Consider the following 15,334-nt stretch of genomic DNA (forward strand, 5'->3'; position numbering starts at 1 on the left):
GAGACCCTTGCGTCATTACTGAATTAATGTCGCTTCATGATCGGGCAGTTCATGATTGGATTTATAAGGATATCCAGGATCATAAGGTATAGCCTGGATCTGAACTTCTTTTACATGACTGAAACGAGTTAACAATAACGTCTTTGCCCGGTTCGCAATCTCTTGCGCCTCCAGAATGGAGATTCTGGGGTTCACACTAATAACTAACTCAATGGTAACATCATGTTCCTGCTCCCGTGCAACCAAATGTTCAATCGTGATAATACCATATACCCGTTGTACTGTTTCCTTGTAGTCTGTAGCATCCTCTTGCTCAAGTTCTTGAATAAGCGAACCATACACCGTGTCTACAATCATTCTGTATCCTTTATACAAAATGAAACCAGAAGCAATAAGAGCAGCGGTTGGATCAAGATACAACAGAAGACTCAAACCTGTCTCTTCCCCAGCCATCGCGCCGATAATGCCTATTAATACTGCAAGTGAACAATAGAGAGCACGTCGGTGTTGCAGAGCATACGACATCGCCTGAGACTGATTTCGTTTACGGAAATATCGATACTGAAACTGAAAAATAGCTTCTTTCACAGCAAGAGCTGCAACAGCAACCAAAAGAACAGACTTTCCTGGTGCTTCAAGCTCACCACTGGATAAACTGCTTAATGCAGAAATAGCCAGTTGAAGGCCTCCCATCAAAATAAGCACTGCTAAGAGAACCGTCATGCCGGGTTTTGCAGCCTCTGCATGTTCTTTTAGTCGTTCCTTGTGCACCTTACCTCTGGAATGTACAGATCTTAAGGGAAAAAGAGCAACCAGGGAGGAGGCGGCCTCTGACGCAGAATACAGGCCGTCGGCCAGCAATGATTTGCTGTTTGCCATGTATCCTACTCCTGTTTTGATGACTGCAAGTGCCATGTTTCCGACGATACCGCTCCAAGTAGCCGCGTATGCGGATCGGCCAGCTTCTCTTGTCATGTTAATTCCCCCTTAATTCTGTACTTAACGTTGCAAAACCGCGCCTGGCAGACGCGGCTTTACATTCCGATGTTTAGTTAGAAGCTTTTGCCGCTGCTTTTGGTTTGCTAACTTGCTTGCCTTTAAGCACCAGCCAAAGCGGAGCAGCGATGAAGATTGAAGAATAAGCACCGAACAATGTTCCGATTACCATGGCAAGGGAGAACATGCGAATGGACTCTCCACCAAAGATGAACAAACAGATTGAAGCGGCAAATACGGTGAACGTTGTATTCAAGGAACGAGTCATCGTTTGAGCCAAACTTTGGTTTACAACCTCGCGCAACTCCGCTTTGGTAGTCTTCTTGGCAAAACGAAGATTTTCCCGAATCCGGTCAAAGATAACGATCGTATCGTTGATTGAGAAACCAACGATGGTCAGTACCGCTGTAATAAAGGTCAAATCCACTTCCAGACGGAAAATGGAGAATACACTTATAACGACAAAAGCATCATGGAAGAGTGCAATAACAGCAGCAAGACCAAAGCGCCATTCGAAACGGATAGCCACATAGATCATAATCCCGATACTCGCAATGAGAACGGCATAAATTGCGTTGCGCTCCAGTTCCTTCGCCATCTCTGGGTCAACGGTGTTGACCTCATAAGAAGCTTTGGAATCCAACTTGCTAAATTCCTGTTTAAATTTACTCTCCTGATTTTCATCCAATACATTGGAAAAACGCACATTGACCCGATCTGCGCCCGGTGTGATGTGTACATCACCCTCATCGACACCCATATCCCTGATGATCGGATTAACTTGTTCTGTGGTGATCGCTTTGGATACCGAAATGTCAACGTTTGAGCCTGCACGGAAATCAACAGCGTAGTTCAATCCCAGGCCAAGAATACTGACAATCCCCGTAATCGTAAGAATAATCGAAAAGATATAGGCAATTTTACTGCCCTTTATATAATCATAGCTCCAATTAAAGCGCACGAATTTCACTCTCCTTCACTCCGAAATACTTAGGCTTCTTGACTACGTTAGCCCGTACAAGCAGGGTTAACAGGAAGCGAGAGAAGAAAATATTCGTGATGATACTGGTTACAATATCGAAAATCAGTACGAGTGCAAATCCTTTAACCGCACCAGTACCCAGGAAGAACATCACAGCTGCTGCAATAATCGTCGTGATATTGGAATCGATAATCGTACGGAAGGAGTGTTTGCTTCCCGCCTTAACGGATGACAAAATTGATTTGCCGCTACGCATCTCTTCCTTAATCCGTTCGTACGTAATGATGTTTGCATCAACCGCCATACCTATACCCAGGATAAAGGCTGCGATACCCGGAAGGGTAAGTACAAAATCTCCAAGATAGAAAATGGCAAGTACTAACCACGTATGGGTGATCAATGCAAAACTCGCAATGATACCTGGTATGCGATACAGTCCAATCATAAAGATCAGAATGATGACAGAACCAATTAAACCGGCTTTAATTGTCTGATCCAGAGACAATTTACCAAGAGTTGCGCCTACGCTTTGGGAGTATTTCTCCGTAAGTTTCAACGGCAATGCACCCAGGTTAATCGTATCACGAAGCTGATTCGCTTCTTCACGCGTATAATTACCCGAGATTTGTGCTGAACCATCTGTCAGCTGTTGCTGCACGGTTGGTGCAGAAAGCAGTGTATCATCCAGATAAATAGCTAAAGGTTGTCCCATCAATCGTTTGGTGATTTCGGAAAACTTGGCTTTGTCTTTGACTTTAATGTCGATCATCGGCTGGTTCAAACTTGTAAAAACAACCTTGGCCGCATTTTCGACAAATTCATTCCCGCGAAGCTCAATTTTGGAGTATTCGCCTTCTTTGTCATTTGCGGCTTTACTCCGGAATGTCAGAACAGCGGGTTCTTTCATTTTGGCTCTAACCTCAGCCTCATCTGTAACCCCTGCCAGTTTCAACCGAATCCGGTTGTTTCCTTCTGTAGTTACTTCCGGTTCACTTGTTCCGAGCGCATTGGCACGGCTTTCGAGGCTTTTGGCTGTTTGCACCAAGGAAGCTTTGCTGAGTTGTTGCCCTGCTTCGAGCGGCTCTGCTTCATATAAAATCTCGTAGCCTCCTTTTAAATCAAGGCCCAATTTTATATTTTTGAGCAGCTCCGGGCTTGTACCCACCATAACCCCTGTGGTGACAAGCACGACCAGAATGAAACTGATAATTCTTTTCATGCCGTTCCTAGATCCCCTTTCGTTCTCAATATTCCTATTATAGCGATGCCGTAAAAAGCAGTCAATTTTCAACAAAAAAGATCCCTTTCGTCTAGAAAGAGGACCCCCGGTATGCAGACACCGTCATAAAGTTCATAAAGCTTGTTGCTTTCAGTGACAATATGTCGTTCACCAGTTGGTGAAGCGGTGGAATACCCTGTTTTTCGTATTTATGACTGACGCAATTCCAGACATCTTTGCTGGTGACATATTCGTAACCGACAAGCCTTAATTCCTCCGCCTTACTTCGACAGAGTATCTCTATTGACTGTTCCAACTCCACATCATTCATTTCTTCCAACGGGGAGCCTCCCTTCATACATCCGAGCCTTTACGCGGCATCAATACTACATCATTCGACCTCACCCGATCATATTCCTTCTTGCTGGTTATGGTTCTTTTTGTTAATCGTGTCCAAGTTGTCATGAGATGATGAAAGACCGGCATAGGATGAAATACAACGGCTTTGTCCCATTAATGAGGAAACCAGTACCTTCAATGAGGATAACCTGTACCTTCAACCGGGAAAGAGGGGTAGTTTTGAAGAAACAGACATTTATTCAGGGGGCCATGATCCTACTCGCAGCAGGTATCATCAACCGGATTCTTGGCTTCATTCCACGTATCGCGCTGCCACGGGTCATCGGTGCAGAGGGTGTAGGCATCTATCAACTGAGCTATCCCTTTTTCATCGTGCTGGTGACACTGATTACCGGAGGTATTCCTTTGGCTGTGGCCAAGCTTGTCGCCGAAGCCGAGACGGGTGCCAACCGTTATTCGCCACAGCGTATTTTGCAGATCAGCCTTAGCTTCACGCTCACTCTGGGTGTCGTTTTTATGTTTCTATGCATCCTGTTTGCCCCTTGGATCACCCAATATGTTCTCACAGATGAGCGGGTATACCATACGTTTGTCAGCATGAGCCCCATGATTGCTATTATTGCCGTTTCAGCGGTGTACAGAGGATATTTCCAAGGTAAGCAAAATATGATGCCTACAGCGATCTCATCCATTACAGAAACAATCATCCGTATCATTTTTGTGATCTGGTTTGCATGGTTGCTGCTACCGAAAGGAATTGAACATGCTGCCGCTGGAGCAATGCTTGGTGCCATGGTTGGGGAACTAGGAGGAATGCTTGTTCTGCTCTGGAATTATGCAAGGTTTAGAAAGGAACAGGAACTTCCCCTATCTAAGCAAAGAATGCAGGTTCCCTCCCCTTTATCGAAGTCTGTAAAAGAAGCCAAGCCCAATTTGCAGGAAAACGGCGAGTTCTCTACAGCGGCTGCTCCTTCTCAGAAAGGATTAATCCGGCGTCTGCTGGCCATCTCTATTCCTGTTACGGCTGGTCGTCTTGTCGGCTCGCTGTCTTATCTCGCTGAAACGATCGTGACAGCCCAGAGTCTCGCCATAGCCGGTATTGCCAAAGGACTTGCTACAGCACAATATGGCGCATTACAAGGGATGGTAATCCCACTACTGCTTCTTCCTGGAGCACTGACCTCATCTCTCGCAACATCACTCGTCCCTTCCCTGTCTGAAGCTTCCGCAAAGGGTGATCGTGCGCTCATTCATAAAAGAATGCATCAGGCTCTAAGGTTAGCTCTAGTCACGGGTGCGCCGTTTTCTGTCTTTATGTATGTGCTTGCCGAACCGATGTGTCTACTGCTCTATGATGATGCATCGATTGGAAGCATGCTAAAGTTGATGGCCCCGTTTGCTTTGTTCATCTACATTCAAGCCCCACTACAGGCAGCATTGCAGGCACTTGATCGTCCAGGTAAAGCTTTGCTAAATACATTTATCGGGGCTGTTATCAAAATTTCTTTAATTTTAATGTTGGCTTCGCAGCCTGAGTACGGCATTTTTGGAGCGGTCATTGCTATCTGTATTAACTCGATGGTTGTTACCCTGCTACACGCACGTAGTGTGCGTCATTTATTAAATTTTCGCTTCAAGTTGATGGATTGGGTTAAAACAGGAGTTGGCATGTTGATTATGGGTGCTGCGACCTTGCTCATCTATGAGCACTCAGCTGCCCAGATTCCATTTTGGCTGCGAATGATTATAGCCCCAGCGGCAGGTTTGCTTGTATACTTTCTCATTATGGGCCTCACCAAAATGATAGATTTTCATGATCTGTCCCGCGCTCCGTTCATTGGTTCTTGGTTTAAACGCCGCTCTGGCAAATAGATTTATTTTTTGTCTTCACGAGCGCTGATATATAACTTGCCATTGTGGTCAATCGAACATATAAATACATCTTTGAAATCGCGGATGCCTTTTTGCTGAATTTGACTTTTCAACCAGAAACGTGTTTTCTCGATCATCTCCAGATTCTCATCCTGCACTTTCCCGTCCATAATCAGCGGTACGGGTAAGCCCTCATATTTGATATTGGGAAAACCTTTTAATTTGATACTATTCTTTTTACTGGGAGACGTATGGCTAGATCCCGATTCGGAGGAATCCCCTTCTGAACTTTGATCTTTCGGAAAAACAGTCAGCTTTCCCGTTGTCTCCAGGAGAGCAAAATCTACATCACCTATGCTATCGATGTTCTGTTCCCGCAATTGGAGCAACAGATCATCCAGATTATAACGTTGTTTACGCATTTCATCCCGATGAAGCTTACCTTTAGAGATTAAAACCGTAGGTTTCCCATCAATCATCAAACGAAGTTTTCGACTTTTCAAACCGACATAAGCCATGCCGATCTGCATAATAATGACAGTCATCATTGGAGCAATACCATGCGAGAGTGGTTTTTTAATATCCTCAATAACAAAAGCTGCCATTTCTGCAAGCATAATCGAGACGACCAGATCAAACATGGAGAGTTTGCCGATCTCACGTTTGCCCATAATTCGGATCGCGCAATAAACCAGAAAATACATGAGTATGGTTCGATATATATGTGGGCCGATATCAGTGAAATTCATGACAGATACCTCCTTCGAATTTCAGCATTTGAACAGATATCTGAAGTGCAATCCCTATTTTGACCTGAACCTGACATGCTCATGCAGAAATAAACCGTTTATTTAATGGAAATCAGTTCATAAGTGAGAAGGCTTGACCATAGACTGTAATAATTTCAAACTTGTACAAGGGGGTTGCTTCATGCAATTGATTCGCCGCTTGTTCTCATTTCGGGTGTCCAATCCGATTCTGTCTGGTCTCTATCATGCTTTTGTCTGGATGTTTATCGGCGCGTTGGTTCTTTCTTTCTTCCTATGGATGAGTGACTTGCGAGAACAGGAACTCTCCACGTATACCTATGTGGTTCATGGTTTGTCACTGCTCATTGGTGGTTTCATTGCGGGCAAACGGTCTGGTGAGAAAGGATGGTATTATGGTGGCCTTACAGGCATCGTTTACGGGCTTCTTGTACTGCTCATTGGATTCCTAGCCTTGGACGCTTCGTTTAACTGGAAGGACAGCCTTCAGTTGCTTATCGCATTCCTGCTTTCTGCTCTTGGTGGCATCTTCGGTGTCAACACACAACGTTCATCATAATTGACTCCTACAAAAAAAGAGAACCGGATCTGCCTCAGATCCGATTCTCTGTTCGGGAATATGCGGGTGCATATTCTCATCATGTATACAATTATTCAGCCGTTTCACGACTTACTGCACTGCTGATGGCATTTCGGTCAAACGTAAGCTTGGTAACATCGTTTACACGCAATACCACTACGTCGTCCGTGATTTCAGCAATCGTGCCGTGAAGCCCACCGATCGTTACAATTTTATCCCCTTTTTTCAGCTGACCCAACATTGCATTACGTGCTTTTTGCTTTTTGTTCTGTGGGCGAATCATCAGGAAGTAGAAAATCGCTACCATTAATACCAAAGGTACGACCAACGAAAAAATTCCACCACCCGGATTTGCAGCTTGAGCAGTCATTGCTTGAAACATCAAAACTCCCCCTTATCGACTATACGTACAGTTTACTGCTTGTTGCATAGGCTCCGCAAAAACCTCAATCAGAAACCTTTGTCATTGTCATGCAGACCATATTGATCGAAAAATTCATCCCGGAAATCAAGCAAACGATCTTCCATTATAGCTTTGCGCACATTACGCATCAGGTTCTGTAGGAAATGAAGATTATGGATCGTTGTCAGACGTAAGCCAAACGTTTCATCTGCTTTGATCAGATGGCGCAAGTACGCTCTGGAATAGTTGCGGCAAGTATAACAATCGCATTCCGGGTCAAGTGGCCCAAAATCGGTTGCAAACTTGGCATTGCGAACGACCAGACGTCCCTGACTTGTCATCGTTGTTCCGTTACGGGCAATTCGGGTCGGCAACACGCAATCAAACATGTCCACTCCACGAATTGATCCCTCAATCAATGCATCGGGCGAACCTACCCCCATTAAATACCGTGGTTTATTGGAAGGCAATAAAGGCACCGTATAATCCAATACACCATACATCAAATGTTTCGGTTCTCCAACACTCAGTCCACCAATAGCATACCCCGGGAAATCCATGGAAGTCAAATCAGCCGCGCTTTGACGACGAAGATCCTCGTGCATGCCACCCTGTACGATGGCAAACAAGCCTTGATCATGTGGACGAGCATGACTTTCAAGACAACGCTCCGCCCAGCGGCTTGTTCTTTCTAGCGATTTTTTGACGTATTCATATTCAGCTGGATAAGGAGGACATTCATCAAATGCCATCATGATATCCGATCCTAGCGCGTTCTGAATTTCCATAGCCACTTCCGGGGAAAGGAACTTTTTATCACCATTCAGATGGGAGCGAAAATGTACGCCCTCTTCGGTAATTTTACGCATCTCACTAAGGGAGAACACCTGAAAACCACCGCTATCTGTCAAAATAGGACGATCCCAGTTCATGAACTTATGTAAACCGCCAGCTTGACGAATAATTTCATGACCCGGTCTCAGGAATAAATGATACGTATTACTCAGAATAATCTGAGCATCCATCTCTTTCAGTTCTTCAGGGCTCATCGTTTTTACCGTTGCCTGTGTACCCACTGGCATAAAGGTCGGTGTTTCAATGACTCCATGAGGTGTATGCACACGTCCCAGACGCGCACCAGATTGTTTACACGTTTTGATATGTTCATAAGTAATTGCTGCCATTGGTTATAATCATCCTCTAAAGTTAATCGTTAATTAATAAATCAACATTGCATCGCCAAAGCTGAAAAAGCGGTATTGCTCCTTGATCGCTTCCGCATAGGCATGCATGATATGCTCTCTGCCCGCAAGTGCGCTCACAAGCATTACTAGTGTTGATTTAGGTAAGTGGAAATTCGTCAGCATTCCGTCAATCACCTTGAAAGAGTACCCTGGGTAGATAAAAATGCTCGTCCAACCACTGCTTTCCTGAAGCACACCATCTTCGAATTTACTGCCTACCGTCTCCAGCGTTCTGCAACTGGTCGTACCCACCGCAAAAACTTTATTGCCACGCTCTTTGGTCTGGTTAATCAGATCAGCCGTTTCCTGTGATAATGAATAATACTCCTCATGCATAACATGATCCTCGACCATGTCAACAGACATTGGTCTGAAGGTGCCTAGCCCAACATGCAGGGTAATAAATCCAATATTCACACCTTTAGCACGAATCTGATCCAGCAACTCATCGGTAAAGTGTAAACCTGCCGTTGGTGCAGCGGCAGAGCCTTCGTGTTTCGCATATACCGTCTGATAACGCTCCCGATCATCCAGCGTCTCCTTGATATAAGGAGGTAGCGGCATTTCACCCAAACGATCCAAAATCTCCTGAAAAATGCCATTGTACTCAAACCTTAACGTACGTGCTCCCATCTCACCCACTTCATTAATGACAGCTTTTAATTCATCACTAAATACAATCACAGCGCCATCTCGCAGCTTTTTCCCCGGCTTGACCAATGCTTCCCACTTGTCACCTTCCACATTTTTAAGGAGCAGAACTTCGGCTTTAGCTCCCGTGTCCTCTTTGGTACCAAACAAGCGGGCAGGCAACACTCGAGTATCATTCAAAATCAGTGTATCCCCTGGCTCCAGAACATCGATAATATGAGGAAAATGGTGATGGGCAACCTCACCCGTCTTTTTGTTCAAAGTAAGCAATCGGGAAGCCGTGCGATCAAGCAACGGAGTCTGGGCGATTAATTCCTCTGGTAATTCAAAATCATATAAGTTCACATTCATGTCTATTCATTCCTTAATGCATTGATATTCTTTTATTATTTAACATCATTGTCGTTTATTCCTTAACAATAGTCGCGTTTTGATAATAGTGTTTCAATATCGTCTGGTAATCATACCCTTCATCAGCCATACCTTTGGCTCCCCATTGAGATAAACCAAGTCCGTGCCCATTACCCTGGCCGATGAACATAAAGGTCTGACCTTGTGTCACTGCTCTAGCTTGACCATCTGCACTCATTACAACCAGCGCATTGCTGGAAGAGTTGCCTGTGCCTGAGGCAGATAATACAGACGCACCTTGTGATCCGGTTTTGCTGACTTTTTGGCCGTCAGCGCCTAATACAGTATAACTTCCGGTGCCTGCAATATCAAATAAAGTGCTTGGTAATCCACCGAGTGCAGAGCGATAGGTGTCAGCATATTTGACTGTCAATGGCTGTCCGTTAGCCGTAACTTCAAGTGCTCTCCCCGAAGGCCCGCGCTTTGTTACTTCCAGCGTTGAGATAGAGGATGGAGCGGTTGCAGTGGTTTTTCCTTGCAACGTCTTGACCAGTTGTGCCGAAGTAAACGGTCCTCTAACCCAAGCGTAATCATTGGATTGAGCCACTTTTGCCAATACAACAATCTCTGTTCCGGGATTAATTTTGGCAACCGGTTCAACATTGGATTGAATGAGAGGGATCGGTCTTACATTTGTATTTTGAGCGGATACTGTTGCTTTGGAGAGTCCAGCAGCCGTCTTTGTAGTCAATTCTTTCACATTGTCCTCTCGGATATATCCGCTCACACCTGAAYTCAATAGAACATGATACCATGTATGCAGTCCAGCCTGTGCAGACAGATCGCCACGACTCTCCACATTGGTAAATACGCCTGCCCCACCGTTCCAAACTTCAGAAGGATGAGCAGTTTGCCCCCCAGCATTAGATGAAAATACAGCTTCTACAATTTTGCCTTCGCTTTTGAGAACTTCACCAGCCGTTGCATCCACCGCACTCGTTACTTTGTCGTTCTCAGAGTTCATTCCGTTATACGCCTGACTCAGTGTGGTATCCACAACATTGGCGATTTTGAAACGCTCGCCCTGCTGAAGTGCATAGGAACGGGCAGCTACCGCCTGCACTTTAAGTGCTTCAGCCGGCCACGAAGAATACACTTCTGCGCCAACCACCGAGTACAGATATTGTTCCAGTGGTACAACGTTAACCAAAGCTAGATCTCCGTTAACGATGCTGATCTCCATATCTCCGCGATATGTCCGCTGAGAGCGCTCCACAACTTTTATACCGGTACTGCTGCCCTGCACCAAAACTTTGGAATCTATACCTGCAATCGTGTAATGTGGAGTTGTTTTAAGAGCATCCATACTCAATCCTGCATCCTGGCGGATGATTAACCCTGCACTGTTACCTACAGAAGAGAGGCTAATGCCAGCTACACTTGCTTCCACACGCTGCTTTAGCGTGGATAACTCCGCCGCAGATGCCGCTTCGCCTACCCATACCATATAAGTTTGACTGCTTCCATCTAGCTGCAGTACCGGATATGCTGTGAATCCTGCTGATAGCAAATTTGCCTGCACTGCTTCTGCTTCCTGAAGAGAAGGGTACGTGCCCGCAGATAAACGATCGCTTCCTGTCACAACCGGCTGTTGTCCCTCCAATTGAGCCGTCGCCGTCTTTTGCACTCGTGTAACGGCTTGTCCCGCAAGTACTGCCGTTCCATAATTGCCTGTGTACAGCTGATAAATCGTTTTGCCATTGAACGTCGCTGCAAACAGCAAAGGTTTATCAGCGGTAGTCTGAAGTAATTTTGCTGCGGCTGCGGCTGTTTTGAAATCAGCAGTCTCCAATACTTTTACGCGAAATCCATCTGCACTAAATCGTGCTTGCCCGGATGGGAGGTTTATATTCGACCCTCCTGCAGCCTGAAGACCCCATGATCCTGTTGATTCAAGTGTAATCAATGGTGTTGTTGATTTATATGTGCTCCCCAAATTCGCAAACATAGCTACCCGAATCAACTGTCCATCGTTACCTGCCGCGTAAGCAGAAACTTGTAGACAGCCAAAAGTCAACAGAGCAGCCCCCAGTACCTTCAATCGACGACTCCATTTCTTCGTGCGTATTGCTTTTCCCACAATCAGGCTCCTCTCCATGCATATCTTTCATTTATATCGGTCAGATTCTCTTGAGATTTCAACTTCAATCTTAACGAATTCCATTTTCGACTCGTATCCAAGCTATATCATCTTCGTCATTTTATTGTCCCATAGTTCTCGTGTCCACAAGGTAAAGAGCCGAAGCCAAGCCTTACTTACCGTCCCTTGGTGGAACAGGCAAACCAAGGTGATGATAGGCCAGATCGGTTACTACTCTTCCTCTAGGCGTACGCTGAATCATACCGATCTGCAGTAGATAAGGTTCATATACATCCTCAATCGTCTGGGACTCTTCCCCAATCGTAGCCGCAATGGTATCCAGTCCAACGGGCCCTCCCCGAAAGCTGTTAATCATGGACTTGAGCATCTTATGGTCAATTTCGTCCAACCCACGCGGATCAATTTGCAGACGTTGCAATGCCTCCTCTGCCAGCGCTTGAGTAATGATGCCATCACCGCGTACTTGGGCAAAATCACGTACTCGTTTCAATAAACGGTTGGCAATCCGTGGTGTACCACGTGAACGAAGAGCTATCTCTTCCGCAGCATCCCCAACGATCTCTACCCCCAGAATTTCAGTGGATCGTGAAACGATATACGCAAGTTCATCAACGGTGTAGAACTCCAGACGACTGATTACCCCAAAACGGTCACGAAGCGGAGCCGACAAAAGCCCTGCGCGCGTCGTAGCTCCAATCAATGTAAATGGCGGCAAATCTAACCGGACAGAACGCGCACTTGGCCCTTTACCGATCATTATATCCAGGGCGGAGTCCTCCATAGCTGGATACATCACCTCTTCGACGGTACGATGAAGTCGATGAATCTCGTCAATGAATAAAACGTCCCCCTCCTGCAAATTCGTAAGCAAAGCAGCCAAATCACCTGGACGTTCAATCGCAGGACCTGAAGTTGTTCTTAGGTTTACGCCGAGTTCATTTGCAATAATATTAGCGAGTGTTGTTTTGCCAAGTCCCGGAGGACCATATAACAGTACATGATCCAGTGCTTCATTCCGCAACTTAGCGGCTTCAATATATATTTTAAGATTTTCCTTCACCTGATTTTGCCCGATGTATTCATTTAAATATCGGGGACGAAGGCTTAATTCGACGTTTTGATCCTCCATCATCAGGTTAGCGGATATAATCCGTTCATCCATGTTCTTCCCACCCTTTTCTTGCAGGTTGTAACTCTAGAGCATCTATAAAAATAAATTATCCCGTAAATAACATCTGCAGTGCGCGCTTCATCAAGACATCCACAGAATCTGCGGTCGTTACTTCTTTTTTCAGCTTGAGCCATACTTTATCCAGTTCACTATCTGTATATCCAAGGGCCTTCAAGCCCTCACGTGCCTCATCCCAAGCCGAACCGCTTCCAAGCTCTTCGGAAGGCGGTGCGAACAGACCTGTTTCATACGCTGCTGTACCAAAGCCGTCCAATTTGTCCTTCAGATCAAGAATCATGCGCTGCGCTGTTTTCTTACCGATACCCGGCAGTTTCGTCAGGAATGTCAAATTCTCCTGATAAATCGCCATGACCACTTGATCAGGCGTGCCTCCGGCAAGAATGCCTAGTGCCACTTTGGGCCCAATCCCGGATACTTCAATCAGTTTGCGGAATAAACGCTGCTCCTCTCGAGTTACAAATCCAAACAACAGCATCGCGTCTTCACGCACGTGGTGATGGGTATAAACGATAATCTCGCCTTCCTGCTTGGCAAACGCATAGGGATTCGGACAGAACACACGATAACCCACGCCATGAACATCCAGCACAATATAATCACTTTCTACATGTATGAACTGTCCTCTTAGAAAATCAATCATTTTCGCAATACCTCATTCAACTTGGAATTTAATGTGTAAGAATGTGCATGACAAACAGCAACAGCTAGCGCATCTGCAACGTCATCCGGTTTAGGCACAACCTGCAAGCGAAGAAACATTTTGACCATCTCCTGCACTTGTTTCTTCTCCGCCTTGCCATATCCTACAATCGCCTGTTTGATCTGCATCGGGGTATACTCCGCAATAGGCAGACCTTTCTGGGCAGCTGCAAGGATCATGACCCCTCTAGCCTGACTGACAGACATCGCTGTTGTTACGTTCCGATTAAAAAAGAGCTTTTCCAGTGCTACAGCATCGGGTTTATACTTATCAATCAGCTGCACGATGCCCTCATATACGTGAAGAAGCCGCTCCTCATCAGGAGTATGAGCTTCAGTCTGAATACATCCATATTGTACGGGTACAACCTTGTTCCCGATCTTATCCACAAAACCAAATCCCACAATCGCAATCCCCGGGTCAATTCCCAAAAAACGCAAAACCATCTCTCCCTTACAAAAGCGAACATATGTATCGTTCATTTCATTATAACAAAAGATAGGCCTTGCGGCAGGAAAAACTTTGTCTATGCCAAAGCTTGTTGTAATTCGTGTGCATTCTTCAAAGATTTTGTTCCATAGAAGAGCAGTTTCCAAAAAAACAACAAAAAGGACATACCCACGATGTCCTTCTCTTAGACTTTCTTATTTTGTTTCTATCCGCCATTTCGAAGCAATCGATGTTTTTCATCCACAGCAAAGTCACTAAATGTCGAGATCACACTGTCATACTCATCTTTATCCTGAATACGAATACCTTCCTGTAATTGTTCTAATACCCCTTCAGGCAATGAACTCTCCAGCGTACCTACATCAAGTTGAAAAAACGTCCGAATAACGTTCTCTTCCGCAGGCTTACCCTCATACAAATTGAGATTACCGGCCGCATCGATACTGATATATGCTTCTTGTTTACAGATTGGAGAAAGGTCATCCACGCTTTGATTCAGATGTAACGTATCGGATGAAGTGACCTCTGCCTTCCACTCTGGATGTTGATTCAGTAAATTTTTTAATTGAGGAATATCCATTCTGCCCAATTGTTCAGTCTCGACACCACAAATATATTTCGTTTGTAAAACGACACGTATTAACGGTTCTCCGTCTGTTTCAAGTTGTTTGAAAATCATCTGAATTTCCTGTGCAGATCGTTCCTTTTGCTTAGGCGTGCCCATAACACTTACGGCCTCACCAAAGTCCTTTGTGAGTAAACGCTCAACTGCTGCAGATATAGATAGACCACGGTATGCCAATATCGTAACCGCAAATATAGCGGCCGCCATCCACAAAGTTCGTTTCCATCGTCGCCAACGTTTCTTTAATTGTTTTCTGAAGTTAATCCTGTTCACATAGACCCCTTCAATCACTTTTTAAACCTATTGTGACCTAATGGATAAACCTTTATGCAAACCCAGCCTTATTAAACAAAAGAGCGCCGCCTGGATGAATAACTAGAGCTCAGAACTGCTTAATTTATGTATGATTATTATTTTAAAAAGTAAAAAACCACTATCAAATTTGATAGTGGTTTTTAGAAATCGGGATGACACGATTTGAACATGCGACCCCCTGGTCCCAAACCAGGTGCTCTACCAAGCTGAGCTACATCCCGTTATATATACCGGCGAGAGGACTCGAACCTCCACGGTTTCCCACTCGATTTTGAGTCGAGCGCGTCTGCCATTCCGCCACGCCGGCAAACTATGAAAAATAATGGCGCGCCCTGAGAGATTCGAACTCCCGGCCTTTTGATTCGTAGTCAAACGCTCTATCCAGCTGAGCTAAGGGCGCAAATATTGGAGCGGAAGACGGGAATCGAACCCGCGACCCTCGCCTTGGCAAGGCGATGCTCTACCG

Annotated in this window: 15 protein-coding genes and 3 tRNA genes; 2 read left to right on the top strand and 16 right to left on the bottom strand. The window is 45.3% G+C overall.

Features of this window, described 5'->3' with window-relative positions; all coding sequences use genetic code 11:
* Window positions 1-15 precede the first annotated feature (15 nt).
* The 4 genes from AB4Z30_RS07230 to AB4Z30_RS07245 form a co-directional block, all read right to left on the bottom strand.
* Complete coding sequence (locus tag AB4Z30_RS07230) at window positions 16-975, bottom strand: cation diffusion facilitator family transporter (RefSeq protein ID WP_441924745.1); 960 nt, start codon at window positions 973-975, stop codon at window positions 16-18.
* Window positions 976-1,048: 73 nt separating this feature from the next.
* Window positions 1,049-1,957, bottom strand: coding sequence for a protein translocase subunit SecF (gene secF, locus AB4Z30_RS07235; protein ID WP_441924747.1), 909 nt, complete (start codon window positions 1,955-1,957; stop codon window positions 1,049-1,051).
* Window positions 1,947-3,197, bottom strand: coding sequence for a protein translocase subunit SecD (secD, locus tag AB4Z30_RS07240; RefSeq protein WP_441924749.1), 1,251 nt, complete (start codon window positions 3,195-3,197; stop codon window positions 1,947-1,949). The genes secF and secD overlap by 11 nt, the downstream gene beginning before the upstream one ends.
* A 91-nt stretch (window positions 3,198-3,288) precedes the next feature.
* On the bottom strand, window positions 3,289-3,528 hold the full coding sequence (locus AB4Z30_RS07245; RefSeq protein WP_145332921.1) for a post-transcriptional regulator: 240 nt from the start codon (window positions 3,526-3,528) through the stop codon (window positions 3,289-3,291).
* A 248-nt stretch (window positions 3,529-3,776) separates the two neighbouring features.
* Here AB4Z30_RS07245 and AB4Z30_RS07250 point away from each other — a divergent pair, with 248 nt between their 5' ends.
* Window positions 3,777-5,429: a putative polysaccharide biosynthesis protein gene (locus AB4Z30_RS07250; RefSeq protein WP_441924751.1), complete on the top strand. Its 1,653-nt coding sequence runs from the start codon at window positions 3,777-3,779 to the stop codon at window positions 5,427-5,429.
* A 2-nt stretch (window positions 5,430-5,431) separates the two neighbouring features.
* On the opposite strand, the gene AB4Z30_RS07255 is transcribed toward AB4Z30_RS07250, so the two are convergent.
* Complete coding sequence (locus AB4Z30_RS07255) at window positions 5,432-6,178, bottom strand: YetF domain-containing protein (protein ID WP_441924753.1); 747 nt, start codon at window positions 6,176-6,178, stop codon at window positions 5,432-5,434.
* A 181-nt stretch (window positions 6,179-6,359) separates the two neighbouring features.
* Between AB4Z30_RS07255 and AB4Z30_RS07260 the strand changes: the two genes are divergently transcribed.
* The gene (locus AB4Z30_RS07260; protein ID WP_441924755.1) at window positions 6,360-6,755 is read left to right on the top strand and encodes a TIGR04086 family membrane protein; all 396 of its coding nucleotides are present in this window, start codon (window positions 6,360-6,362) and stop codon (window positions 6,753-6,755) included.
* 91 nt (window positions 6,756-6,846) lie between these two features.
* Here AB4Z30_RS07260 and yajC read toward each other — a convergent pair whose 3' ends face one another.
* The 11 genes from yajC to AB4Z30_RS07315 all read right to left on the bottom strand — a co-directional run bounded on the left by yajC (window position 6,847) and on the right by AB4Z30_RS07315 (window position 15,268).
* Entirely contained in the window at window positions 6,847-7,158 is a 312-nt protein-coding gene (gene yajC, locus AB4Z30_RS07265; protein ID WP_441924757.1) for a preprotein translocase subunit YajC, read from the bottom strand.
* A 68-nt stretch (window positions 7,159-7,226) separates the two neighbouring features.
* Entirely contained in the window at window positions 7,227-8,363 is a 1,137-nt protein-coding gene (tgt, locus tag AB4Z30_RS07270; protein WP_342552499.1) for a tRNA guanosine(34) transglycosylase Tgt, read from the bottom strand.
* Between the two features lie 33 nt (window positions 8,364-8,396).
* Window positions 8,397-9,425: a tRNA preQ1(34) S-adenosylmethionine ribosyltransferase-isomerase QueA gene (queA, locus tag AB4Z30_RS07275; RefSeq protein ID WP_441924760.1), complete on the bottom strand. Its 1,029-nt coding sequence runs from the start codon at window positions 9,423-9,425 to the stop codon at window positions 8,397-8,399.
* A 55-nt stretch (window positions 9,426-9,480) separates the two neighbouring features.
* Complete coding sequence (locus tag AB4Z30_RS07280) at window positions 9,481-11,565, bottom strand: SpoIID/LytB domain-containing protein (protein WP_441924762.1); 2,085 nt, start codon at window positions 11,563-11,565, stop codon at window positions 9,481-9,483.
* Window positions 11,566-11,737: 172 nt separating this feature from the next.
* Window positions 11,738-12,748, bottom strand: coding sequence for a Holliday junction branch migration DNA helicase RuvB (gene ruvB / locus AB4Z30_RS07285; protein WP_342552502.1), 1,011 nt, complete (start codon window positions 12,746-12,748; stop codon window positions 11,738-11,740).
* Between the two features lie 55 nt (window positions 12,749-12,803).
* The gene (gene ruvA / locus AB4Z30_RS07290; protein ID WP_441924764.1) at window positions 12,804-13,418 is read right to left on the bottom strand and encodes a Holliday junction branch migration protein RuvA; all 615 of its coding nucleotides are present in this window, start codon (window positions 13,416-13,418) and stop codon (window positions 12,804-12,806) included.
* Window positions 13,415-13,918, bottom strand: a complete 504-nt coding sequence (gene ruvC, locus AB4Z30_RS07295) for a crossover junction endodeoxyribonuclease RuvC (protein ID WP_441924766.1) — start codon at window positions 13,916-13,918, stop codon at window positions 13,415-13,417. Before ruvC ends, ruvA begins: the two co-directional genes overlap by 4 nt.
* Window positions 13,919-14,133: 215 nt before the next feature.
* Window positions 14,134-14,826 carry a BofC C-terminal domain-containing protein gene (locus AB4Z30_RS07300; protein WP_441924768.1) on the bottom strand — a complete coding sequence of 231 codons (693 nt, stop codon included), beginning with the start codon at window positions 14,824-14,826 and terminating at the stop codon, window positions 14,134-14,136.
* Between the two features lie 189 nt (window positions 14,827-15,015).
* A tRNA-Pro gene (locus AB4Z30_RS07305) sits at window positions 15,016-15,089 on the bottom strand.
* A gap of 7 nt (window positions 15,090-15,096) precedes the next feature.
* A tRNA-Leu gene (locus AB4Z30_RS07310) sits at window positions 15,097-15,175 on the bottom strand.
* A gap of 16 nt (window positions 15,176-15,191) precedes the next feature.
* Window positions 15,192-15,268: transfer RNA gene (locus AB4Z30_RS07315), tRNA-Arg, on the bottom strand.
* Window positions 15,269-15,334 lie beyond the last annotated feature (66 nt).

The sequence above is a fragment of the Paenibacillus sp. 2TAF8 genome, assembly GCF_052114825.1.
Lineage (GTDB): Bacteria > Bacillota > Bacilli > Paenibacillales > Paenibacillaceae > Paenibacillus.

Bases quoted from the DNA above. Each gene is read 5' to 3' on its own strand.
- AB4Z30_RS07230 (WP_441924745.1), bottom strand. From the start codon at position 975: ATGACAAGAGAAGCTGGCCGATCCGCATACGCGGCTACTTGGAGCGGT.
- secD (WP_441924749.1), bottom strand. From the start codon at position 3,197: ATGAAAAGAATTATCAGTTTCATTCTGGTCGTGCTTGTCACCACAGGG.
- AB4Z30_RS07245 (WP_145332921.1), bottom strand. From the start codon at position 3,528: ATGAATGATGTGGAGTTGGAACAGTCAATAGAGATACTCTGTCGAAGT.
- AB4Z30_RS07255 (WP_441924753.1), bottom strand. From the start codon at position 6,178: ATGAATTTCACTGATATCGGCCCACATATATATCGAACCATACTCATG.
- AB4Z30_RS07260 (WP_441924755.1), top strand. From the start codon at position 6,360: ATGCAATTGATTCGCCGCTTGTTCTCATTTCGGGTGTCCAATCCGATT.
- yajC (WP_441924757.1), bottom strand. From the start codon at position 7,158: ATGTTTCAAGCAATGACTGCTCAAGCTGCAAATCCGGGTGGTGGAATT.
- tgt (WP_342552499.1), bottom strand. From the start codon at position 8,363: ATGGCAGCAATTACTTATGAACATATCAAAACGTGTAAACAATCTGGT.
- queA (WP_441924760.1), bottom strand. From the start codon at position 9,425: ATGAATGTGAACTTATATGATTTTGAATTACCAGAGGAATTAATCGCC.
- ruvB (WP_342552502.1), bottom strand. From the start codon at position 12,748: ATGGATGAACGGATTATATCCGCTAACCTGATGATGGAGGATCAAAAC.
- ruvA (WP_441924764.1), bottom strand. From the start codon at position 13,418: ATGATTGATTTTCTAAGAGGACAGTTCATACATGTAGAAAGTGATTAT.